Annotated in this window: 21 protein-coding genes, 1 pseudogene and 1 riboswitch; of the genes and pseudogenes, 11 read left to right on the forward strand and 11 right to left on the reverse strand. The window is 39.1% G+C overall.

Annotation, left to right across the window (positions count from 1 at the left end; all coding sequences use genetic code 11):
• Positions 1 to 19 precede the first annotated feature (19 nt).
• Together NC797_RS01410 and NC797_RS01415 are read right to left on the reverse strand one after the other, a co-directional pair.
• Positions 20 to 850 carry an MIP/aquaporin family protein gene (locus tag NC797_RS01410; RefSeq protein WP_272434823.1) on the reverse strand — a complete coding sequence of 277 codons (831 nt, stop codon included), beginning with the start codon at positions 848 to 850 and terminating at the stop codon, positions 20 to 22.
• A gap of 225 nt (positions 851 to 1,075) precedes the next feature.
• Entirely contained in the window at positions 1,076 to 1,615 is a 540-nt protein-coding gene (locus tag NC797_RS01415) for a glycerol-3-phosphate responsive antiterminator (protein ID WP_272434824.1), read from the reverse strand.
• A 206-nt stretch (positions 1,616 to 1,821) separates the two neighbouring features.
• Here NC797_RS01415 and NC797_RS01420 point away from each other — a divergent pair, with 206 nt between their 5' ends.
• From NC797_RS01420 to NC797_RS18380, 6 genes and pseudogenes are all read left to right on the forward strand, one after another.
• Positions 1,822 to 2,406, forward strand: coding sequence for a hypothetical protein (locus NC797_RS01420; protein ID WP_272434826.1), 585 nt, complete (start codon positions 1,822 to 1,824; stop codon positions 2,404 to 2,406).
• 142 nt (positions 2,407 to 2,548) lie between these two features.
• Positions 2,549 to 3,466, forward strand: a complete 918-nt coding sequence (locus tag NC797_RS01425) for an aldo/keto reductase (protein WP_272434827.1) — start codon at positions 2,549 to 2,551, stop codon at positions 3,464 to 3,466.
• A gap of 363 nt (positions 3,467 to 3,829) precedes the next feature.
• Complete coding sequence (locus NC797_RS01430; protein WP_272434828.1) at positions 3,830 to 4,030, forward strand: methionine aminopeptidase; 201 nt, start codon at positions 3,830 to 3,832, stop codon at positions 4,028 to 4,030.
• A 247-nt stretch (positions 4,031 to 4,277) separates the two neighbouring features.
• Positions 4,278 to 5,240, forward strand: a complete 963-nt coding sequence (locus NC797_RS01435) for a bile acid:sodium symporter family protein (RefSeq protein WP_272434829.1) — start codon at positions 4,278 to 4,280, stop codon at positions 5,238 to 5,240.
• Between the two features lie 309 nt (positions 5,241 to 5,549).
• Positions 5,550 to 6,533: a nuclease-related domain-containing protein gene (locus tag NC797_RS01440; protein WP_272434830.1), complete on the forward strand. Its 984-nt coding sequence runs from the start codon at positions 5,550 to 5,552 to the stop codon at positions 6,531 to 6,533.
• Positions 6,534 to 6,579: 46 nt separating this feature from the next.
• Positions 6,580 to 6,624, forward strand: a pseudogene (locus NC797_RS18380) (hypothetical protein); the annotation flags it as partial.
• Positions 6,625 to 6,668: 44 nt separating this feature from the next.
• Here the strand turns inward: NC797_RS18380 and NC797_RS01445 are convergent.
• The 4 genes from NC797_RS01445 to NC797_RS01460 form a co-directional block, all read right to left on the reverse strand.
• Positions 6,669 to 7,562, reverse strand: coding sequence for an NAD(P)H-dependent flavin oxidoreductase (locus NC797_RS01445; protein WP_272434831.1), 894 nt, complete (start codon positions 7,560 to 7,562; stop codon positions 6,669 to 6,671).
• Positions 7,555 to 7,935 (reverse strand): thiolase family protein, encoded by a 381-nt coding sequence (locus NC797_RS01450; RefSeq protein ID WP_272434832.1) that lies wholly within the window; start codon positions 7,933 to 7,935, stop codon positions 7,555 to 7,557. The genes NC797_RS01445 and NC797_RS01450 overlap by 8 nt, the downstream gene beginning before the upstream one ends.
• A 407-nt stretch (positions 7,936 to 8,342) precedes the next feature.
• A complete protein-coding gene (locus tag NC797_RS01455; RefSeq protein WP_272434834.1) occupies positions 8,343 to 9,305 on the reverse strand; it encodes an LCP family glycopolymer transferase in 963 nt (320 codons plus the stop codon).
• Positions 9,306 to 9,522: 217 nt separating this feature from the next.
• The gene (locus tag NC797_RS01460) at positions 9,523 to 10,527 is read right to left on the reverse strand and encodes an STAS domain-containing protein (protein WP_272434835.1); all 1,005 of its coding nucleotides are present in this window, start codon (positions 10,525 to 10,527) and stop codon (positions 9,523 to 9,525) included.
• A gap of 545 nt (positions 10,528 to 11,072) precedes the next feature.
• A riboswitch (SAM riboswitch) is annotated at positions 11,073 to 11,177 on the forward strand.
• 99 nt (positions 11,178 to 11,276) lie between these two features.
• Between NC797_RS01460 and sfnG the strand changes: the two genes are divergently transcribed.
• Entirely contained in the window at positions 11,277 to 12,365 is a 1,089-nt protein-coding gene (gene sfnG / locus NC797_RS01465) for a dimethylsulfone monooxygenase SfnG (protein WP_272434836.1), read from the forward strand.
• Entirely contained in the window at positions 12,362 to 12,952 is a 591-nt protein-coding gene (locus NC797_RS01470; protein ID WP_272434837.1) for an NADPH-dependent FMN reductase, read from the forward strand. The genes sfnG and NC797_RS01470 overlap by 4 nt, the downstream gene beginning before the upstream one ends.
• A gap of 148 nt (positions 12,953 to 13,100) precedes the next feature.
• On the opposite strand, the gene NC797_RS01475 is transcribed toward NC797_RS01470, so the two are convergent.
• Positions 13,101 to 13,745, reverse strand: coding sequence for a M50 family metallopeptidase (locus tag NC797_RS01475; protein WP_272434838.1), 645 nt, complete (start codon positions 13,743 to 13,745; stop codon positions 13,101 to 13,103).
• A 487-nt stretch (positions 13,746 to 14,232) separates the two neighbouring features.
• On the opposite strand from NC797_RS01475, the gene NC797_RS01480 reads away from it, so the two are divergent.
• The 3 genes from NC797_RS01480 to NC797_RS01490 all read left to right on the forward strand — a co-directional run bounded on the left by NC797_RS01480 (position 14,233) and on the right by NC797_RS01490 (position 18,217).
• Positions 14,233 to 15,420 (forward strand): CaiB/BaiF CoA transferase family protein, encoded by a 1,188-nt coding sequence (locus NC797_RS01480; RefSeq protein ID WP_272435212.1) that lies wholly within the window; start codon positions 14,233 to 14,235, stop codon positions 15,418 to 15,420.
• A gap of 15 nt (positions 15,421 to 15,435) precedes the next feature.
• The gene (locus tag NC797_RS01485) at positions 15,436 to 16,635 is read left to right on the forward strand and encodes an acyl-CoA dehydrogenase family protein (RefSeq protein WP_272434839.1); all 1,200 of its coding nucleotides are present in this window, start codon (positions 15,436 to 15,438) and stop codon (positions 16,633 to 16,635) included.
• A gap of 148 nt (positions 16,636 to 16,783) precedes the next feature.
• Positions 16,784 to 18,217 carry an NAD-dependent succinate-semialdehyde dehydrogenase gene (locus tag NC797_RS01490; RefSeq protein WP_272434840.1) on the forward strand — a complete coding sequence of 478 codons (1,434 nt, stop codon included), beginning with the start codon at positions 16,784 to 16,786 and terminating at the stop codon, positions 18,215 to 18,217.
• Between the two features lie 220 nt (positions 18,218 to 18,437).
• Here NC797_RS01490 and NC797_RS01495 read toward each other — a convergent pair whose 3' ends face one another.
• The 4 genes from NC797_RS01495 to NC797_RS01510 all read right to left on the reverse strand — a co-directional run bounded on the left by NC797_RS01495 (position 18,438) and on the right by NC797_RS01510 (position 22,556).
• Positions 18,438 to 18,770, reverse strand: coding sequence for a DUF3870 domain-containing protein (locus tag NC797_RS01495; protein WP_272434841.1), 333 nt, complete (start codon positions 18,768 to 18,770; stop codon positions 18,438 to 18,440).
• 86 nt (positions 18,771 to 18,856) lie between these two features.
• Positions 18,857 to 19,618 carry an IclR family transcriptional regulator gene (locus NC797_RS01500; protein ID WP_272434842.1) on the reverse strand — a complete coding sequence of 254 codons (762 nt, stop codon included), beginning with the start codon at positions 19,616 to 19,618 and terminating at the stop codon, positions 18,857 to 18,859.
• Positions 19,619 to 19,795: 177 nt separating this feature from the next.
• Complete coding sequence (locus NC797_RS01505; RefSeq protein WP_272434844.1) at positions 19,796 to 20,968, reverse strand: saccharopine dehydrogenase family protein; 1,173 nt, start codon at positions 20,966 to 20,968, stop codon at positions 19,796 to 19,798.
• Between the two features lie 85 nt (positions 20,969 to 21,053).
• On the reverse strand, positions 21,054 to 22,556 hold the full coding sequence (locus NC797_RS01510) for an aldehyde dehydrogenase family protein (protein WP_272434846.1): 1,503 nt from the start codon (positions 22,554 to 22,556) through the stop codon (positions 21,054 to 21,056).

Here is a 22,556-nt window from a genome sequence, read left to right on the forward strand (position 1 = left end):
ATTCTCCTCCTTATATTGTCTAGCTAGCTTTTTCTACTTTTTCCGAGGGAGTGGCATCACCCTTTTTTAATTCAGCATTTGCAGCTCCTATTAAAATCACCGCAACAAGTACGCTTACTCCCCAAAATGCACCTGTGAATTCACCTGTGAAAATCGCCTGATAGAATAGCCCTCCATAAATACCGCCTAGTGCAGGACCAACAATCGGAATCCACGCATATCCCCAATCAGAACTTCCTTTACCCGGAATAGGCAAAACTGCATGAGCAATTCTAGGGCCAAGGTCACGCGCTATGTTAATTGCATAACCAGTTGTTCCACCAAGGGACATACCAATTGCAACGATTAGCGCACCAACGATTAATGGATTCAATCCTTCTGTAAATTGGTTTGCACCAATGAATAACAATCCCATTACAAGAACAAAAGTACCGATAAGTTCACTTACTAGGTTTGAAAGTGGGCTACGTACAGCAGGGTCCGTTGAGAAAACTGCTAATTTTGCGCCCTTATCTTCTGTTTCTCTCCAATGCGGAAGGTATTGGAAGAAAACAATAACTGCACCAATAAATGCACCGATAATTTGAGCTGTTATATACATTGGAACCTTAGCCCATGGAAAATCACCAACTGTAGCTAATCCCAAAGTAACGGCAGGATTAATATGTGCCCCTGAAATACTACCAACCGCATATACTGCCATTGTAACGGCAAGCCCCCAGCCGATTGTAATGAGAACCCAGCCAGCACCTTCTGCTTTTGACTTTTTCAAAACAACACCACCAACAACGCCGCCACCAAAGATGATAAGAATCATAGTACCAATTAGTTCAGCTAAAAATTCCGACATGACGAACTTCCCCCTTAAATTAAGAATTCTCGAATTCAAGTTAAAAAATGCAAACCCTTTCACAAAACATACAGAAAACCCACACTCCAAACAGACATACTTTTTGTAAAAGCATTGTTTGTAGTGTGGGTCTCCAATTCTCCATCACATTTCTTAACTTGTTACATTTAATTTAACCGATTTAGAAAACGCTGTCAATCATTTTTTTATTTTATTTTTGTGATTTTACCATAAATCCGTTCTAGATGTTGTAACCGCCATAGCACCACCATCATAAGCATTTTGTATATCTTCCTTTGTTCGAATGAGCCCTCCTGCAACGATGGGTAGTCCAGTACGCTCATTTATTTCTTTTATCATTTTCGGTACTAATCCTGGCAGCACTTCGATGTAATCTGGTTTCACATTGTTCATTATTTTTATATTATGATCAAGGGCATGGCTATCTAATACAAACAGGCGTTGCACAGCTAAAATCCCATGTTTCTTTGCAATTGAAATGACGTTACCTCTAGTGGAAATAATTCCATCCACTTTTAACTCATGAAGTAAATATTCCATGCCAAATTCATCTGCTTTCAGACCTTGAATCAAGTCCGTATGTACCAGCACTTTTTTATTCTTTTGTTTCGCGTATCTTACCAAATTACCAATTTGTGAGATCCTCGTCTCCAAAAAAATAATATACTTATGATTACTTTCCAAGGCTCTTTCAAAATCCTTGTAATTTCGAATAGCTGGTATAACCCCTTTCAATTCAGACATACCAATCCCTCCATTTTTGGATTTATTTTATGTATCGTTTAATGTTCAGTACTATTTATACATGTCCGTTTCTCTAAGATAAGTATAATGTATTTTTTACATAAGCGGAATAAGTTAGTCTTCATCAGCACATGAGGTCATTCATATCCTCAACCATTGTATGCGTTCCATCACAATGGTTAGGCTATTAATGGAGGTGATTACAAATGAAATACATAATTGTTTGGACAATGACGCTTATTATTATTGCTGGTAGCTCGGTCAACGTAACCGACACCCAATTACTTGCAACTGAAAATAATGAAAAAAAAGCTGTTACACTCGATATAAAGCAAGAACAAATGTCATCTCACTTGCTCAAAGATGAACTTGCAAAAAACAATGCGCAAGCCCTCACTCCTTTAACAAAAAGTAAAAATACGGAAAAACCAACTGTAATTGAGATCAAAGAACAATACAGATCATCTTTTGAACGTCTAGAAAAACAAACAAGAAAAAAACTAAATCAATTAATCGATAAGGCTCGAAAAGAATATAAGCAAAAAAAACAGGCTGGTGAGGACATCTCATATATAAATTTTTACACGAAATATTCCGCTTTAGCACAACAATTGGAGCAAAAAACGAACACATCTTTTGAACGTGTTTACACTTCACTTGAACAGAAACTCGAAGAAAATGGCTATCAAAAAAACAACGCAATTGAGTTTAAAAATACATACACAAAAACGAAACAAGATATAAAACAAAAAATAATGGAACGATCCATTCAACTTTTAGTAGCTTTCTAAACAAACACGAATCGTGCATATGCTAAAGAAATTCAAAACCAATATGTACTACTTGTAGTTGGTCGTTCATTTAGTGATCATTCACTTTGTGTAGCAGGATTTTTAAGGGGATTTATCGAATTGTTTAGGAGAGGTGATGACAATGAAGTATAGAACATTAGGTAAAACAGAATTAAACGTTTCGGTTGTTGGTGTTGGTACATGGCAATTTGGTGGTGAATGGGGCAAAAATTATTCTCAAAGAGAAGTGGATGAGATTTTAGATCAAGCAAATGAACTTGGAATAAATTTGATTGATACTGCTGAATGCTATGGAGACCATCTTTCTGAGGCCTTTATTGGAGATTATGTAAAAAGAAGAAATCGAGAAGATTGGATTATTGCAACTAAATTCGGTCATCAATTCCATGAAAACTTCGAGCGTTCAAGACGATGGAATCCAGATGAAGTATTAAAGCAGCTAGATGATTCCCTTCGTGCACTTCATATTGAGTACGTCGATCTTTACCAATTTCACTCTGGTAACGACGAGGAATTTGACAACGATGCATTGTGGACACTTTTAGATAAACAGATGCAAGCAGGAAAGATACGAAACCTTGGTATCTCAATCGGAAAAAATGATAACATTTATCAAACCGACAAAGCTACGGAAGTAAATGCAAAGGTCATCCAGGTTGTATACAATCGTTTAGATCAAACGCCAGAAGAAGAAGTGCTACCTTCCAGTAAACAACAAAATCTTGGTGTGCTTGCTCGAGTGCCATTAGCAAGTGGTTACTTAAGCGGCAAATACAAGCCAGGCGCTGTTTTTGCCAAAAATGATGTTCGATCCAAGCATGATCAACAGGAAACTAGTAAAAAATTAAAATTAGTAGAAGAAATACAGCAAGAAGAAGTACCAAAAGATGTCCCGATGGCAGCTTGGGCATTAGCGTGGTGTTTAAAACATCCAGCAGTAACAAGTGTCATTCCCGGATGCAAGAATCCCGAACAAGTACGATTAAATGCTGAAGCAACGGAATTAGTCTCGGATGACCACCCACAAAACATAGAATAATTGAAAACATCCTATAAGTGCGTGTTCAAAAAGTCGCCGAATTAGAAGGTCGACTAATGTCGCCACGTCCTGTGGCAACGTCGACACTAGCACGTCCTGTGCGTCGCAAGCAGGTCGAAGCGGCGTAGTTTTGAGTAACGGAACGTATGCTTTTAATACGTGAGTAACGGAAAAACAAGCCAACGAAGCCCAGCTAACGTCTGACACGTCCTGTGTCAAACGCCGGATCAGCCGTCGTGGGCAAGCAGATGCGCAGCTTATCATTTGGTGACTTTTTGAATATCCTCTATAAGAAACTTTAATAAGATTGGAATAATGTACCTCCTATCGACTCATACTAAAAAAAACCAGTGAGGTGATAGGATGGGGTTATTTCAATCTTTTTCTAATTGGAGAGCTGCAAAATACCAACAAAAAGTAGCAAACGCAGAAGAAAACGGGTTTTGCCCTGACTGTGGTGGACAAGGCTTTAGCACATTTGCTAATGAACACTTCTACACAACTTATGACTGTCCAAGCTGTAATGGAAGTGGCCTTTTTTCCGAATGGCAAGGAAATAACTGACGGTCATCACAGTGAAGCGTAAAAACAGGCAAGCATCGGACTTAGATGTTTGCCTGTTTTTTTATATATATTATACTGCTTTTGCTTCGTGAGCTGGACCTTTGAAGAGTTAACGGAAAATTTATCTCATTAAAACTGGGCTAACTATCCTTGAACCTGAATTAATTAGTATAATTTTTTAAATGGGGTTTAGAATTATCAGATAATAGTTTATCATAGATATTATTATAAAAAGGAGTGAGATAATTTGAAAACTTTAGAAAAAATAAGTTCCTTTGTTGGTAGCACGTTTGCCGTTTGGGTTTTGCTTTTTGCAATTTTATCCTTTGTTATCCCTACTGGCTTTACGTGGATTGCTCCATACATCGTCCCATTACTAGGAATCATCATGTTCGGCATGGGGTTAACATTATCTGCAAATGATTTCAAAGAGGTATTCCGGCGACCAAAGGATGTCGCAATTGGTGTTGGTGCACAATTTACAATCATGCCACTACTCGCATTTGCATTAGCAACCCTTTTACCTGTTTCACCTGAAGTTGCCGTTGGGGTGATTCTAGTTGGTAGTTGTCCTGGTGGAACATCATCAAATGTAATGACTTACCTATCAAAAGGTGATACCGCATTATCTGTATCAATCACAGCTGTATCCACTTTACTTGCACCAATTTTGACCCCTGCACTTATCTTGTTGTTTGCAAGCAGGTGGCTTCCAGTATCAGCAGGAGATTTATTCTTATCCATTGTTAAAATTGTGCTTGTTCCAATTATACTTGGATTAGTTGTTAAGTACCTATTTGGCAGAAAAATCGAGGCTGGTGTGAAAGCATTGCCGCTAGTGTCGGTTGTTGCAATTGTCGCGATTGTTGCAGCTGTCGTAGGTGTGAACCAAGAAAAAATAGCCGAAACAGGTCTAATAATCTTTGCAATCGTTGTACTACATAATTGCCTTGGATACCTATTTGGATATTTGCTAGGTAAAGCATTCGGTATGTCGCCAACGAAAAAACGAGCTGTTTCAATCGAAGTCGGCATGCAAAACTCTGGGCTTGGTGCATCACTAGCCGCCATCCACTTTAGTCCTCTTGCCGCAGTACCTAGTGCCATATTTAGTGTGTGGCACAATATTTCCGGGCCAATTATCGCTACGATTTTCAGGAAACAGCAAGAAAAAGAAATAGAAAGCGATGATGATCGAAAATCTGCATAGGCGTTCACAAAAATCCTGATTGGTTGTTGTTGATTCCAATCAGGATTTTGTTGACGTCCGTTCTGGTATCTTATCCCACTATTTAACAACCCTTATATCCCTCTTCATACGAGTAATCCATTCTACATCGGTTAATCCACGAAGTATATTGCTAGGATAGTAAGGTGCAGATTTTGGATAATAAATATATAATTTTGGATAGTACCACCGCTACTTCGGATAATAAATCACACCAATCAGATAATAGCAGTTCCCCTAGCAACCTCGACAGTCACCATTACAATAAAAATCTACGAAAGAAGTGATATTATGATGAAAAAGGGTCTCCAAAAACCACCAAAGTTGCTCAAATTAGGAGCTGTTAAACGTAGACTCCCACTAAATTACCCCTTCAGAAGCGAAATTGAGAATGAATACGCCAAAATTCATGCGGGTTATCGCGGCGAGAAGGCTCTTGACTATTATTTAGGCTATATTGATAAAAGAAATCTTATATTTCATGACCTAAGGATTCCTGATAGTGAAGGACGCTATTTTCAAATGGATACACTTATTATCTCCCTTAGATTTTTGATCATAATTGAAGCGAAAAATATAAAAGGGACTCTATTTTTTGATCAATCATTCAATCAACTTATAAGAACTCTAGATGGAAAAGAAGAACATTTAGGAGATCCTATTTTACAAGTGAAACGACAAAGGTTGCAGTTGGCATCATGGTTAAAAAAGCATAAATTCCCCTCTCTTCCAATCATTAAAATGGTCAGCATAAGTAACCCGTCGGCTATCATCAAAACAGAACCCCATCACAACGAAGTCTACGAAACTGTTTTCCACACTGAATCCCTACCATTTAAAGTAGAAAAGATAGAAAGTAAACATCAAAAGGAATATTTATCAAATAAAGATATGAATAGAATGTCCCGTCTGCTACTCAAACAACACACGCCGCTAAACACTTCGATTCTTAAACAATTCAACATTCCTAAACATGACATATTAACAGGTGTTCATTGCCCAAAGTGTTTCAAATTACCAATGAAAAGAATGCGTGGTTACTGGCTATGTCAAGGTTGTGGCCACAAATCTCAACACGCTCATATTCACACATTAGGTGATTACTATTTACTAATCGATAACACCATTACAAATCAACAGTTCCGTCATTTTACGAACCTCTCCTCGATCTCCATCGCTACTAAGCTTCTGGTTGGACTAAACTTAGAGTATTCAGGGAACTTGAAGACACGGAAATACTACCTTTCATCTTCCTTTCTAGAATTCGATTCATAAAAATGAACCCTATAGACCAGATAAACAGAATTCCTATACACATGAAATGGGTCAAGAACTTATTCAAGTCTATCGGGATGCGAACAATAATGATGATGTTCGTGTCATCGTAGTAACTGGAGAAGGTAAGGCGTTTCACACAAAGCTAGACACTCCTAACTCATATTCCTTAGTCAATTGGTCAATAATTTCCTTCATCGTTTCCCTTTTCTCGACTGTTGTTACTCCATGCCCTGCCGACCAGATATCCCGCCATGCCTTCACATTAACTAAATGAGATAGATCGACATCCTCCCTCGATTTTAATGTTTTCGGGTCGATTCCCTGTTTCAGCAAACTTGGGATTAAAATATTAGCATGAATACCACTAAACGCATTCGTATATATAATGTCGTTGATTGTAGTGTCAATCACCATTTGTTTGTACTCCTCTTGTGCATTACTTTCCTCTGCAGCTAAAAATCTAGTTCCCATATAGGCATAGTCAGCTCCCATCAATTTGGCAGCTGCGATATCTGCACCAGTAGACATACCACCGGATAAAATAATCGCTCCATCATAAAATTGTTTCACGGCACGAATAAAGGAAAATGGATTCAATGTCCCCCCGTGTCCACCTGCACCGGCACAAACGAGTATCAACCCATCCACCCCAGTTTGAGTAGCTTTCTTAGCATGGTTAACAGTAGCAACATCGGAATACACAAGACCACCATAGTCATGAACAATATCAATAGCTTCACTAGGATTTCCTAATGAAGTAATAACGATTGGTGGTTGATATTGCTCAATCAACTTTAGATCTTCTTCATACCTTTTATTTGATTTTCGATGACAAATAAAATTAACAGCCCATGGTGTGTCGGGTAAATTTTCTTTAACCTGCTTCAACCATTTGGCACACTCTTCTACAGGCCGGGCATTGAGAAGCGGAAAAGACCCAATCACATCTGCTTTTCCAGCTTCAATTACCATCTCTGGTGTTGAGACTAAAAACATCGGTGCAACAATTAAAGGTAATTTAGACACGTTCAATCACCGTCGCAATCCCTTGACCGCCCCAAATACATAGACTGGCGATAGCATACTTACCTTGTCGACGTCTTAATTCGCGGGCAACTGAAAGCAAAATCCTTGCTCCACTAACACCCACTGGATGTCCGAGTGCAATCGCCCCTCCATGCACATTCGTTTTTTCCTTGTTTAGATAAGAAGCATTTTTTTCTGTATGAATGACATTCCCATAAATCACATGATCTACCTGTTCCGGCTTCACATTAGAACGTTTTAAAGCTTCAATAGCTGTTGCTGTGCCTAATTGAGTGGCGCTTGTATTAGCAAAAGAACCACCGAACTTAGTAAAAGCGGTACGAGCTCCATCTATTAAATAAACATTTTTCATTTGTTTACCCCCTTGGATTATGTAGTTCGACTGAGCCCTTCAATTTCAGTTAGTTTTACGTTTCATCTACCCATTAACGTGACGATCCTAACATCCCTCTGGCCTGCCAATATCGGTTAAATTAGCTTCTTTATAATCAATCGATTGTAATTCGATTAATGCCTAGATCCTATTTTTAGAAATAATTGGCCCAGCCTTTAATGGAACTCCCAAATTCTTTCGGTAATCATCATCAATCGCAATCCCCTGCCTTTTCTCCATGACATAAAAGTGCCTTACCATAATGAAAACGTTCACATCTTATTTAAATTATAGTAGGAGAACCATTGTTTGTCGATTGTTCTTGGTGAAATGAAGAAAAAATAAACAAAGCAGACACGAGTCTCCCTCGGTCTGCTTTACTTAGTTTAATTTTCTTTGACGAGCATATTATGAACCTTATTAATTTCATCGTCTGAAACGATCATGTAATAAATGTCTTGCCCTGATTCATTCGCTATTAAGGTTCCTTTCCCTTTTAATTGATAATTATTTACGTTTTGTGTTGTTTCACGGTAATTGAATAGCAAGTTTTGCATATCTTCAAAATCAAGATTGGTTGACATGTTATTTCCAAGCACATCTATCATTCCGTTAATTTTATTTGCTGAACGAAAGCTTGAACCTTTGTCAATAAGCGCTTGGATAACCTTACGTTGCCGTTTCGTTCTACCAAAGTCCCCATCTGGATCTTGATATCTCATTCGAACGAATCCCATTGTTTGCTCTCCATTTAGGTCTAGCTCACCCTTTTTATAAAGGAAGCCTTTTTCATAATATCCAGTATCTTCCCATTCCAACTCATTCTGGACAGTAATTCCTCCAACTGCATCTACCATGGCAGATAGCCCTTGCATGTTCATTTCTACATAATAGTCTAATTCTATATCTAGCAAATTCTCAACCGTTGCAATCGACATATCAGCTCCACCAAAAGCATACGCATGATTGATCTTATCGACCGTATTATTCCCAATGATTTCTGTTCTCGTATCACGAGGTATACTAACGATTTGCATGCTATTATCTTCAGGATGAAGTGACAAAACCATTAATGCATCAGATCGTCCACTATCATTTGCTCTTTCATCCACACCAAGTAGTAGAATATTAAGTGGTTTTTCCTCTTTCATTTTCTTTTTTCCAACATTGGTTTCTATCGATTGTACAGGTTGATGGATTTTTTCCTGTACCGTTTGTTTCGCGTTGTCATATATAGAATACGCATAAACGCCTCCACCTATCAATAAAGCAAGGATAACAGCTAATACATATTTGATCCATCGCTTCTTTGATTTTTTATGTTTATTTGATCGTTTATCACCAGACAATATTTAGACACCTCTTCTTGATCGAAATAATTCTATTGAATCGTTCTTGTCTATTATACTATTTTGTCAGTTATTGTCTATTATTATCTTAATGTTGTAAAGGAAACGAACAATCTCTAACCATAATGGAGGTGATTTTTGCCATGAACTGTGTAGTGTGAATCAAAAAAATGATTTGATAATCACTGTTTTGCACCCCACAATACAACCCGTTAACCTAACCAATAATCTGTTTTCCTTCTTGTGCCAAAGCAAAATGAATCGCATGCTTTAACGTAGAAAAACAATCAATCCCTTTCAAATCAAAATTAGCATCTGTTATTTTCATCCCTAATTGTGGAGAAATACCAACAATGATGCATTTGGTACCTAACAAACTCGTTGTACTTGTGAACCGATGGATCAGGGAAATCGTATATTCGTCAATTATTTCGTCTAAGCCTGTTAAATCAAGAATCAGGTAATTTGATTGGTAGGCTGGTAGATTTTGCATGGTGCGATAAAACATGTCATTCGCTCTAACTTCATCGTATTTTCCCAAAAGAGGAACTACCACAATGTCTTCTAACACAGGAATAATCGGAGAGGAAATCTCCTTCACCATATTGGCTAGCTTTTTCGTGCGTTCATTTACCATCGCTTCTAATCTCTGGATTTGTTTTTGCTCCTGTAACCGAGTATATTCGTGAATGTTCTCTATCGGAGACTTGTTTGATGGAAAATAGCTTACCTCATCGTATTCATCTCCTTGCAATTGACTTTTATCTATACGATACCCGACATTTTCATCAAATAAGTCTGTCAGTGTTCCTGCAAGATGACCAGGGATAAACGCCCCAATCGTTGTTTTCCCTTGCAATGCATTAATTTTATATTCCCAACTGTTTTTAAATCGAATTGTAGCTGTTTTTTCTTTTTCAGAAACAGCTACAACCTCCATTTCCATCCATCCTGCTGACGCATAAATAGCTGGTAAATTATGTACTACTGTTTCCGAATGATCCCCTTTAAAAAAGTCACTAACAATCTGTCCCATTCGAAAACCAGCTGTTTCCATCACTACATTTGCGGCATCATCTCCTGATACCTCTTCAATTGTATCTAAAAAAGATTTCATTGCAGATTCAATCCAAAATATAAGAACGTCCTGACCTTCGAATTTCATGCTACCCTTTTCTGGTCCCCAAGAATAAGACTTACTAGGTTGTTCCGCAGATGACATGCTCATTTCCCCCTTGTATCAATTTTCTCACTGTTGTATGTAATCGCTAGACTGATCATCTAATTTTATTTTGATGATACAAACTTCATTGTAACAAAAAAAATGCTTACTATGATAAGACTCTCATAAGCTCTGTCATTCTTCGTGGTAAAGCGAACTCGATTCGGCAAGCTGAAACATCGGGGAATCAGACGGAGAATCTTATTCGCAAGCTCGGTTAACAACTTCATCGACACCAGCACCATTCTCACCTTTACTACATAATTAGATCGTTTTTGAGAAAGTCCTGCTTATTCATAAAAGAGTGAGAAAATCTGCAGCAATTCTGGAAATTACTATGTTAAGTGCGTATTAAAAAAAGTCTACAAACTAGAAGCAAGCAGGTCGAGCGACGCAGTTTTTTCATATGCTGTTCTTTTTCCAATACGGTTGGAACATCAGACTTAATGAATGCAACGTAGTATTTAAAAAAATTTTCAAAAAACATTTGACTAGTGCCACAATTCTGTTTTATACTTGCCTTACAAATTTAAATATGAATGATTTTCTTATCCAGAGAGGTGGAGGGACTGACCCTACGAAACCTCGGCAACCAGCATTTTATGCCCGGTGCCAATTTCAGAGGAATAGTATTATTCCAAAGATGAGAAGATTCGACTATAGAACAAAATATTTGTTGTATACCGAACCCTTCTCTCTTATCGAGTGAAGGGTTTTTTATTTTTGATCAGATTAAAGGAGATGACAAAATGGGAGATTTACAATTTGCTTATTGGGTACCAAATGTCAGCGGAGGTTTAGTAGTTTCTAAACTGCCACAAAAGACGGATTGGAATTTTGAAGCAAATAAACGATATGCACAAACTGCCGAGGAATTCGGATTTGACTACGCACTTTTACAGACGCGCTTTTTTGCAAGTTATGGTGCAGAATATCAGCTTGAAGCTATAACACTTGCCTCAGCTCTTGCCGCTGTAACCAACAAATTGAAACTTATTTCTGCAGTACATCCAGGATTATGGCATCCAGGTGTGTATGCAAAAATGCTCTCAACACTAGATCAAATAAGTAATGGTCGCGCAGCAGTTAACGTCGTTAGTGGATGGTTTAAGCAAGAATTTATCGGTTATGGCGAACATTGGCTTGAACATGACGAGCGTTATCGCAGATCAGAAGAATTCATCCAAGTATTACGATCTATGTTCACGGAGGAAACAACAAATCATAAAGGTGACTTCTACCGAATTAATGATGCTCCAATGAAGCCAAAACCAGTCCAAAAAGGCAACTTGCCAATCTTCCAAGGTGGAAATTCTAAAGCTGCCAAAGAAATGGCTGCGCGTGTCTCAGATTACTACTTCATGAACGGGAACACATTAGAAGGATTTAAAAAACAAATCGATGAAGTTCGTGCACTAGCAGCGAAAGAAGGTAGAACCGTGAAGTTTGCCGCAAATGGCTTTGCAATCGTTAGGGATACAGAAGAAGAGGCAGTACAGTTACTACGGGATATTGTGTCGGATGCAGACGTCGAAGCAGTAGAAGGATTTAGAGGTGCAGTAAAGGAGGCAGGGCAATCCACAAGAGACAAAGATGGCATGTGGGCAAACTCTTCCTTTAAAGATTTAGTTCAATACAATGATGGCTTCAAGACAGGGTTAATCGGAACTCCTGAACAAGTTGCAGATCAAATCATTGAGTTGAAAAAAATTGGGATTGATCTCGTTCTTACTGGTCATTTCCATTATGAAGAAGATCTTCAGCGCTTCGGAGAGCAGGTTATTCCACTTGTTAAACAAAAGGAAAAACAATTAAAAGAAGAGGGTGTGACTGTATGAAAATAGTAGGTATATCTGGAAGTCTAACCCCTCGTTCAAAAACGTTTATCACGGTAGAGAAAGCATTGAATTTTGCTGAAAAATCCGAACATAACGTTGAGACAGAACTAATTAATTTAAGAGATTATCATCTCCAGTTTTGTGATGGTAGGGATCCATCCACTTACGAAGGGGATACCAAACAGCTCATCGACAAAATTGTAGAAGCCGACGCGCTCATAGTCGGCTCCCCGATTTATAGAGGGTCCATAAGTGGGGCATTAAAAAATGTGTTTGATCTCATTCCTAATGATTCACTTCGCGGAAAAGTAATCGGATTTATCGCAACAGGCGGAACCTACCATCATTACCTAGCAATTGAACACCAATTAAAGCCACTTGCAGGATATTTTAAAGCACATGTGATTCCAGGAAATGTTTACGCACATAATCAGCACTTTGAAAACAAGCAATTAGTCGACAAAGAAATCATTACTAGATTGAAAGAACTTGGTGAAACAGTGGTGACGTTTCACGATCGATTGAATCGGGAAGCAGTAGGCGCACACCAACCAAGCATTCCGAGAAAATCGTTGTTAGATTCATAGTATTGGATGAAAGGTGCCCCTTACTTTGTGGGCACCTTTTTACTGTACCATCACATTCACTAGGTATACCTCGATTACTGTGTGGATCGTAATGTTTCTAATAGTTCCATGTTCAAAAAACTGGAATGATTGCATATGTAAACAGCCCTTAAATAAGAAATGTAATGGCAATTTTATACCCTACATAAATCGACTGCACAAAAAATACAACCCCCCATACAACCGCAGGAATTAAGGTACAACGCTGTAAAAGTTTCGCATCGCCTGCTTCGTTTGGACGTTTTATGCTTATAACCATAATATGTATTGCACTCCTTATCGACTCCACAAGCAGAACTGCAGACAGAAAAAAGCTGATGTTCACCAGTATTACGTCCATTTGTTTATAGACAAGATAGCCGAGTGAAGTAGTAAAAGAAATAGACCAAATTATGCCAAATAGGTTCCGAACCCATAAAATAGTTGCTAAAACTGTAACCGCTAAAATGAGGATTGCAACCGTTGTTTCCTTTTCGTTATACAAAAGGTAATAAAATCCAAATGCAGTAAGTGATGACCCTGTGTATCCTGCATAAGCAGTCAGAACACGACTAAGCCATGAGGTAGTACTTGTAACTGCATGGCCCGATGTATCCGTATTTAATGCTATGTTATGAGCCTTACCACCTGTAATTTTTGAGACAAATACATGGAATACCTCGTGAATAATGGTGTTCACCAATCGAAAGTATGTTCCGACAATCGGAAGCTTCGTCAACAAAAAAGCTAAAATAATATAATAAACTGGGCTCACACAGAAAGCACTCCCAACGATCTTCTAGTGATTTTTAAACGTTTTTTATCCTATTATCATTGATTTTGATCATAAATCATAATTTTTAATCATTAATAAGGACTTTTCATCCGCTACATTTAAGTTTAAAAATTAAAAGAAACAGAAACAACATATTTACAAACTTTTCAGAATAAACTATACTATAAGTAAGGGAAAGAATATGCTTTAAAACGAACTCCAAGTTTACTCAAGTATATGCCCTTCCGAGTTTGATAAAGAAGAACATAACTGTTAAGCCTGTTCACAATTTACGCCAAAATTGTTCCAGCAGTCACGAAGCCAGTTTACTTCCTCACGCTAATCATGCGTAACAGGAAGAAAACTGGCTTTTTTTATCTTTTGAAACATAAAATTTAAACGATGAGTAGAAGGAACTGCGCTAATGTTAGAAAAAATGCATTATCGCACATTTTTCTTCTACCAATGTAGAAAGGAGTGAATGAAACTGACGGGAGCATTGCAGGGATTAAAAGTGCTTGATTTATCAAGAGTTCTAGCTGGGCCCTATTGTTCCATGATATTGGGTGACCTTGGTGCAGAAGTAATAAAGGTAGAGGCTCCAGGTGGCAGTGACGAAACGAGAAAGTGGGGGCCTCCCTTTAAAAATGGAGTTAGCGCCTATTACATTTGCGCAAATAGGAACAAGAGAAGCATGACTGTTAACTTAAAAAGCCTTGAAGGAAAGGAGCTAATTAAAAAACTCGTTTCTGAAAGTGATATTATCCTAAACAATTTTAAAACTGGGACTATGGAGCGGTTGGGGCTTGATTATTCCACACTAAAGAAGCTGAATCCAAGGATCATCTATTGCTCCATTACTGGGTTTGGTGAAAACGGTCCATACAAGGATTTTCCTGGCTATGATTTTATTATTCAAGCGATGAGTGGATTAATGAGTATCACAGGCGATGCGTCATCCGGGCCGCAAAAGGTTGGAATAGCCATTACAGATATCCTGACAGGGCTCTATGCTTGCATTGGAATACAAGCGGCACTTTTAGAACGCCAGATTTCAGGCGAAGGGCAAAAGCTAGATATATCATTATATGATACAGCAGTTAGCTCACTCGTGAATATTGCTAGTAATTATTTAATGTCAGGGGCAATTCCCGAACGATTAGGGAACCATCATGCCAACATTGTTCCCTATCAAACGTTTGAAACTCTGGATGGGGAAATGGTGATTGCAGTAGGAAATGACCAGCAATTTGCTCGCTTATGTACAATCATCAATCAATCTTCACTTGCCAAAGATTGCCGATTTCAAACAAATCCGGATCGCGTGCAACATCGACAGGATTTAATTCCAATTTTACAACAGGAATTCTCAAAAAAGAACACCGCTTACTGGCAATCTAAATGCCAAGAAAATAGCATTCCGTGTGGGCCAATCCAAAATTTGGCGCAGTTAGTCAATGACCCGCAATTAAAAGAAAGGAATATGTTTGTTTCCACCTCCCACCCTACAGCAGGAGATATCAACATGATTGGTAGTCCTTTACATCTATCAAGAACACCTATTAACTACAACACGCATCCACCAGATCCTGGTGAGCATACGGAACAAATCTTGAAGGAACTTGGTTACCAAGAAACGGAAGTCCATGCTATGAAAGCCAACAAAACCATATAAAAGGAGAGCCTAATAATGAATTTTGAATTTACTGATGAACAAAAGATGTTACGAGAAACGACTCGGAATTTTGTCGATAAAGAAATTATGCCATATATCGCGGATTGGGATGAAAAAGGTACATTCGATCCTAAGGTAACACAAGAGCTAGCTGATCTTGGGTTGATGGGTGTTTGTATTCCTGAACAATACGGCGGAAGTGGTATGGACTATAATTCGCTTGCCATTGTATGTGAGGAATTGGAACGAGGCGATACCGCCTTTCGAACAGCAGTTTCGGTTCACACAGGGCTAAATAGTATGACCCTATTGCAATGGGGTACAGAAGAACAAAAACAAAAGTACCTTATCCCACAAGCAAAGGGAGAAAAAATTGGCGCGTTTGGATTGACTGAACCAAGCGCTGGATCAGATGTAGCGTCTATTCAGACAACTGCAAAAAAAGACGGTGATTACTATATTTTAAATGGACAAAAAAACTGGATTTCTCTTTGCGATATAGCAGACCACTTTTTAGTGTTTGCATATACAGATAAAACAAAGAAACATCATGGCATATCTGCATTTATCGTAGAACGCACATTCACGGGATTTTCATCAAAAGCAACAAAAGGAAAACTCGGAATACGAGCTGGAAATACAGGAGAACTATTTTTCGACAATGTAAAAGTGCCGAAAGAAAACTTACTCGGAGAAGAGGGGGAAGGTTTTAAAATTGCGATGGCAGCACTTGATAATGGTCGTTTCACTGTTGCGGCTGGTGCGTGTGGGCAAATCATGGCATGTTTAGAAGCAAGTGTTGCGTACTGTCATGAACGTGATACATTCGGTAAGCCGATTGGAAAACACCAATTGGTCCAACAAATGCTTGCCAAAATGGAGGCTGGACTGCAAATGAGTCGCCTACTCGTATATCGGGCAGGTGAACTTAAAAATCAAGGAAAACGAAATACAAGAGAAACGTCCCTCGCTAAGTGGCAGGCCTGTGATTTTGCCAATAGTGCAGCAGATGATGCCGTACAAATTCACGGTGCATACGGTTATTCCAATGAATACCCTGTAGAGCGTTATCTCAGAAACTCAAAAGCACCCGTCATTTACGAGGGGACTAGAGAAATTCATACGATCATGCAAGCAGAATATGTGTTGGGCTACCGGAAGGACAAAAAGCTAAATAACATGCTGCCCGCATGGAAGCCACAGGAGCAAGATTAACGGAAAAGCTCGAAAATTTCTCTGATTAACTGTAACGCCGAACAAATGTGGGTCACTCCCGCTGTTCAGAAATTTTTTATTCGTCTGTTAAAAAATTTGGGTAAAGTCCCATTCTAGTAGTTCTTTACCCATTTGGAGGTATGTCAAATTGAAAAGTATTTTTATTGATGGTGCTTGGAAAGAAGCGCATTCCATGCAAACGGAAGTTATCTACAACCCGGCAACACTGGAAAAAATCGTTGATGTCTCCTATGGTGGAACAAAAGATACAGAAGATGCGATTCAAGCAGCACATCAAGCTTTCCCACAATGGTCTTCCATGACTGCTAGAGAACGTTCGGGCCTCTTATATAAGGCAAACCAGCTTATGTTAGAGCAAGCGGAAGAGTTGGCCATCACATTAACGTCCGAACAAGGAAAGCCTTTGCAGGAATCTCGGGGAGAAATAAAATCGGCAGCTAGCTTTTTGTTATGGTATGCAGAGGAAGCGAACCGTCTATATGGTGAAACGATTCCTTCTTCGATGCCTTCCAAACGATTAATGGTGATCCCTCAAGCTATTGGAGTAGTTGGGGCAATTACTCCTTGGAACTTTCCCGCCTCTATGATTACAAGAAAGCTAGCTCCGGCACTAGCGGCGGGTTGTACTGTTATCCTAAAACCAGCCCCTGAAACACCACTGACAGCAATTAAAATTGTAAAGATCCTTGAAGAAGCTGGCCTGCCGCGAGGAGTAGTGAATCTAGTAACAGGGGATGCAAAGGCAATTGGCAGTTCCCTGCTAAACAGCGAAATAGTCCGACTCATTACATTTACAGGTTCAACAGAGGTTGGAAAATATCTAATAAAGGAAAGCTCACACACGGTTAAAAAACTATCATTAGAATTAGGTGGCCATGCCCCAATTCTTGTTTTTGACGATGCACAAATTGATCAAGCAGTAGATTTAACGCTAGCAAGCAAATTCCGCAATGCTGGCCAAACTTGTATTTGCGCAAACCGTGTTTATGTACAGCGATCCATCTTCCAACAATTCACGGACAAACTAATAGCCAAGGTGAAAGAGATGAAACTGGGAGATGGGCTTGAAGATGGTACCGATATCGGTCCACTCATTAACCTTTCCGCAAAAGAAAAAGTGCAACGCCACCTAGATGATGCTGTCGCAAAAGGAGCGAAAGTGATAAAAATAGACAATAAAGAAACAAGTGGTTTGAAAGGGCACTTCTATTCCCCAACTATTCTAACGAATGTAACAGATGACATGAGGGTGATGTATGAAGAGACGTTCGGCCCAATTATTCCGATACAACCTTTTGATGAAGAAGATGAAGCGATAACAAAAGCAAATGATACAAACTATGGATTGGCAGCGTATATGTTCACTAAAAATCTTGATCGATCTGTTCGGGTAATGGAAAAATTACAATATGGAATCGTAGGCATCAATGATGTATTTCCAGCACTAGCGGAAGCACCATTTGGCGGGATAAAACAATCTGGAATTGGCAAAGAGGGTGGTCATCATGGGATAAACGAATTTGTAGAAATGAAATATGTTTCAATGGGAATTGAACGATAAGACATAGAGAAGCTCAACGTTTGTTTAGCATTATTAGGGCGATAGCAGACTGTTGTTTTGATGATTTTTAATACGAAAATATGTGGCTTGAATCTTGATTCCATTCAACCTAGTATTTGGGTTTTATTCCCGCGAAGCACAGAAAAGGCGATTTTGGTGTCTAGTAATTCAAGGGGTTATGTACATCCTTTTTAACGGGATGGAAAAGGCTGTAGTACCGTCAATCTACAGCCTTTCTTAAGGTCAGCTCGTTGTGTTGAGCATATTGTTTCGATAAATCCTTTAAAGCAGAAGCTAACGCATTCCCTGCTTTGCCTAAGTAATGTTTTTTTATTTCTGCTAATGGTTGCTCAATTCCATCATAAAGACTATATCCTCGTAATAGTTGACGAATAAAGTCTCTTCCATGCTCTGTGGCAAGCGTACAGCTTGCCGTCACAATAACACCATATTTTTTGTCCACTTCTGCGGTGATCGTCAGTGTCTCGTACATATTTTGTGCCGCCATTCCCGACGGTAGTTTTGCATGACCTGCAACAAAAAACGTATTCATCATTTAAGCCTCCCTCAATGAAGTTTCATATTCTTAAAAATACTCTTGCTCCGTTTCAATTTAGTGCATGTTTTTGAACACGCACTTTACGATTTGTATCCCAATTTTCTAGAAATTCCATTCGCAGTTGCCTCCGCCTTTTCTTTTATTGTTTGGAGGTTACCCTTTTCAAAATGACTAGACAAGCCACTCACTGCTAGTGCCGCAACCACTGTTCGACTAAAATCATAAATGGGATAGGAAATGCCGGTTGTGTCTAGATCCTGTTCCCCGACACTATATGCATATCCCTGTTCTCTTATTACTTCCAGTTCTTTTTTTAGTTCACGCTTATCAGATGGAGAATTGTCGGTTAACTTATAAAAAGTTGTTTCTTCAAGTACTTGTTCCTGTCTTTCTTCAGGTAAATAAGCAAGTAAGAGCTTAGGACCAGAGCCCAAATACAATGGTGAACTTTTCCCAATTCTGGTGTAGAGTCTTAACGCCCGTGGACTGTCCACTTTTTCAATATACGTAGCTTCGTTTTGGTTTGTAATGACTAAGTGAACGACCTCATTAATATCCTCTGCTAGACGTTGCATGTAAGGTAAAGCAATATGTCTCAGCTCCAATTGTTCCGAAACAAGATTTCCTAGTTCAAGGAGCTTTAAACCTAACCGGTACCGACTATCGTGTTCTGTTTCCTTCGTTTTGATTAAAAAGTGACACTGTTCGAGCGCAGACAACAATCGATACGCAGTTGGTTTCGGCATTTTTGCTTCTTCTGCAATTTGCTTTAGTGAAAGCTCAGGAGTATCTTCTGTAAATAAGTTTAATAGTTGTAAGGCCTTAATCACACTCTGATTCATGTTGGCGATGCTCCTTTATCTACAGTCTTGACTAAAGTATAACATGAGGTCAGACCTACCGTGGCCTGACCCTATGATACTAGCTTTTGAGTGAGCTCTGCTTGGTTTGATTTGACTGGCTGCTAGACTCTGGATAACCGCTTTTATTTATAGTGAGCCTCCGTGATTATTAACGTCTCATTTATTTGAGTGAGCCCCCGCGGCTATTGAAGTTTCATTTATATGGACACCTCGTTTAGCCATCTCTTCTATATATTTCTTTCCAGGTACGATTTGTTCAGGAGGATAAACGCCCTTTTTATTAATTGTTCCACTTCCGATCATTTGAGCAACTACCGATATGGAGTTTGCTGTTGCGCGAGCCATAGCTGTAACATTATTTTTTCGATCCTTTGTAGTGATCATCTCATATTTGAATATCGTGTGCTCTCCGTCTTTTTCACCTTCAACAAGTACCCTTAAAAGAACCGCATCATCCTTATCCTTTAAGTCAACAATTGGATCCAGCACTTTTAATAGAACTTCCCTAGGGCTTACTTTATGCCCATTAACCTCAACTTCGTGGCCTTTTTTTGTTAAATTCAAATCAACTAATAATTTAAACTTATCCGCATGGCCAGGATAACGAATCGTTTTATACTCCAATGTTTCTAAGCTTGGGAAAGAACGGGATAAAGTAGACGTTCCTCCTGAAGTGTGAAATGCCTCCAATGGTCCAAATTTTTCAAAATGAATTCTTTCCACTTCTGATAATGATGGTACTTCTTGTTTCATCCCATTTCGCATAATTAAAGCTGGATCCGTGTAGTGATCAAATACACCTTCCATTGAAAAAACATGATTGTACTCTAGTGGTGGCTCCGGCTTTACTGGAATTCCTCCAACATACAGTTTAATTGACTCTAACTTGTCAAGTTTACTTGCTCCATATCCAGACAAAATATTGATCATGCCCGGCGCCACCCCTAAATCAGGTATTAAAGTGACTCCTGCTACTTTTGCATCATCATCCATTGTTAATACTTTATCGGTTACGTGTCCGATGTGTCCACCAAGATCAACACTATTGACTCCGACCTCGATCGCTGTTTTTGCTACAATTTCATTAAATGAATAGAAAAGAGCATTAATGATCACATCAAACTGTCTCATGAACGCTGCTAGTTCTTCCTGTTTACTAGCATCAACACGTGCGGGTGATACTTTTTCTGAATTCAGCTGCTGACATACCACTTCCGCTCTCGATAAATCAATATCAGCTAAGACGACACGTGTAACACCATCACTTTTTGCTAGATCACGCGCAGCTTCCTTCCCCATCAGGCCAGATCCTAATACACCTATTTTCATGAATTCTTTCCCCCTCTGTTTAAAACATTCCTTCCTATCGCGCCATAACATTAGATCCCCTTTTAACCTACTGCTATTGTTTACGTCACTCTACATCAATCTGTGCACGCTGAAGCTTTCCACTATAATCAACATACACACTCTTCCATTCTGTAAATACGTCAAGAGCTGCTAAACCTGAATCTCTATGACCGTTTCCTGTTCCTTTTGTTCCACCAAAAGGTAAATGAATTTCGGCGCCAGTTGTTCCTGCATTTACATAAACAATACCTGTATCTAAATCTCGTTGTGCAGCAAATACTCGGTTTACGTCTCTTGTAAAAATAGAACTCGATAAACCGTATTCAACATTGTTGTTTACTTCAATTGCCTCATCAAAGCTCTTAACTGGAATAAGGGACACAACAGGGCCAAAAATCTCCTCTTGAGCGATACGCATACTAGGTGTCACATCTGTGAACAAAGTCGGTGCAAAATAATTACCGTTTGCTTTTTCTCCTTCATCAAGAACATAGCCCCCAGCAAGTAAATTTGCACCTTCTTCTTTACCAATTTCAATGTATTGTTTTATTTTTTCGATTGCACCTGCATTAATAATCGGTCCTACTTTGATCGTTTCATCCAATCCATTCCCAATCGTAAGTTTTTCCATTTCCACAAGTAATCTTTCTTCTAGCTGCTCTTTAACATTTTTGTGAACAATCACCCGACTACATGCAGTGCATCTTTGCCCACTTGTACCAAAAGCACTCCACAAAATGCCTTCAACAGCTAGACCTAGATCCGCATCATCCATCACGATCACAGCATTTTTCCCACCCATTTCAAGGGAAACCTTTTTCAGTTGCTTTCCACACTCTCCAGCAATATTTCGACCGACATCATTTGAACCTGTAAAAGAAATGACACGAATATCATGATGATGGACCATCGCTTCCCCTACTTCTGAACCAGAACCAAATACGACATTCAGTACGCCTTTCGGTAAGCCGGCTTCTTCAAATATTTTCGCCAACTCAAATGCCATTAATGGAGTTTCTGTCGCTGGTTTCCAGACAACCGTGTTTCCAGCAACGATAGCTGGGAATGATTTCCATGTTGCGATTGCAATCGGAAAATTCCACGGTGTAATAATTCCAACAACTCCAACAGGTGCACGGACACTCATCGCAAATTTGTCCTTCAATTCAGACGGTGTCGTTTGTCCGAAAAGACGGCGCCCTTCCCCAGCCATGTAAAAAGCCATATCAATCCCTTCCTGAACTTCGCCTCGAGCCTCCTCAATCACTTTTCCATTTTCCATTGTTAATAGTTGTGAAAGTCTTTCTTTTCTCTCTTTCATTAAATAGCCAACATGGTATAAAATCTCTGCGCGTTGCGGTGCAGGAACTAATGCCCATTCCTTTTGGGCTGTTTTGGCAGACTTTACCGCATTGTCCACATCGTTGACAGTAGAAAGCGGAACCTCAACAATCGTTTCACTGTTCGCTGGATTGATTACGGGGGTATAGCGCTTCCCTTCCCCATTGACCCACTCACCGTTAATATAATTAGACAATTTTTCTTCACTTATTGTTATGCTAGACAT

This window comes from Terrihalobacillus insolitus (assembly GCF_028416575.1).
GTDB classification, from domain to species: domain Bacteria; phylum Bacillota; class Bacilli; order Bacillales; family Amphibacillaceae; genus Terrihalobacillus; species Terrihalobacillus insolitus.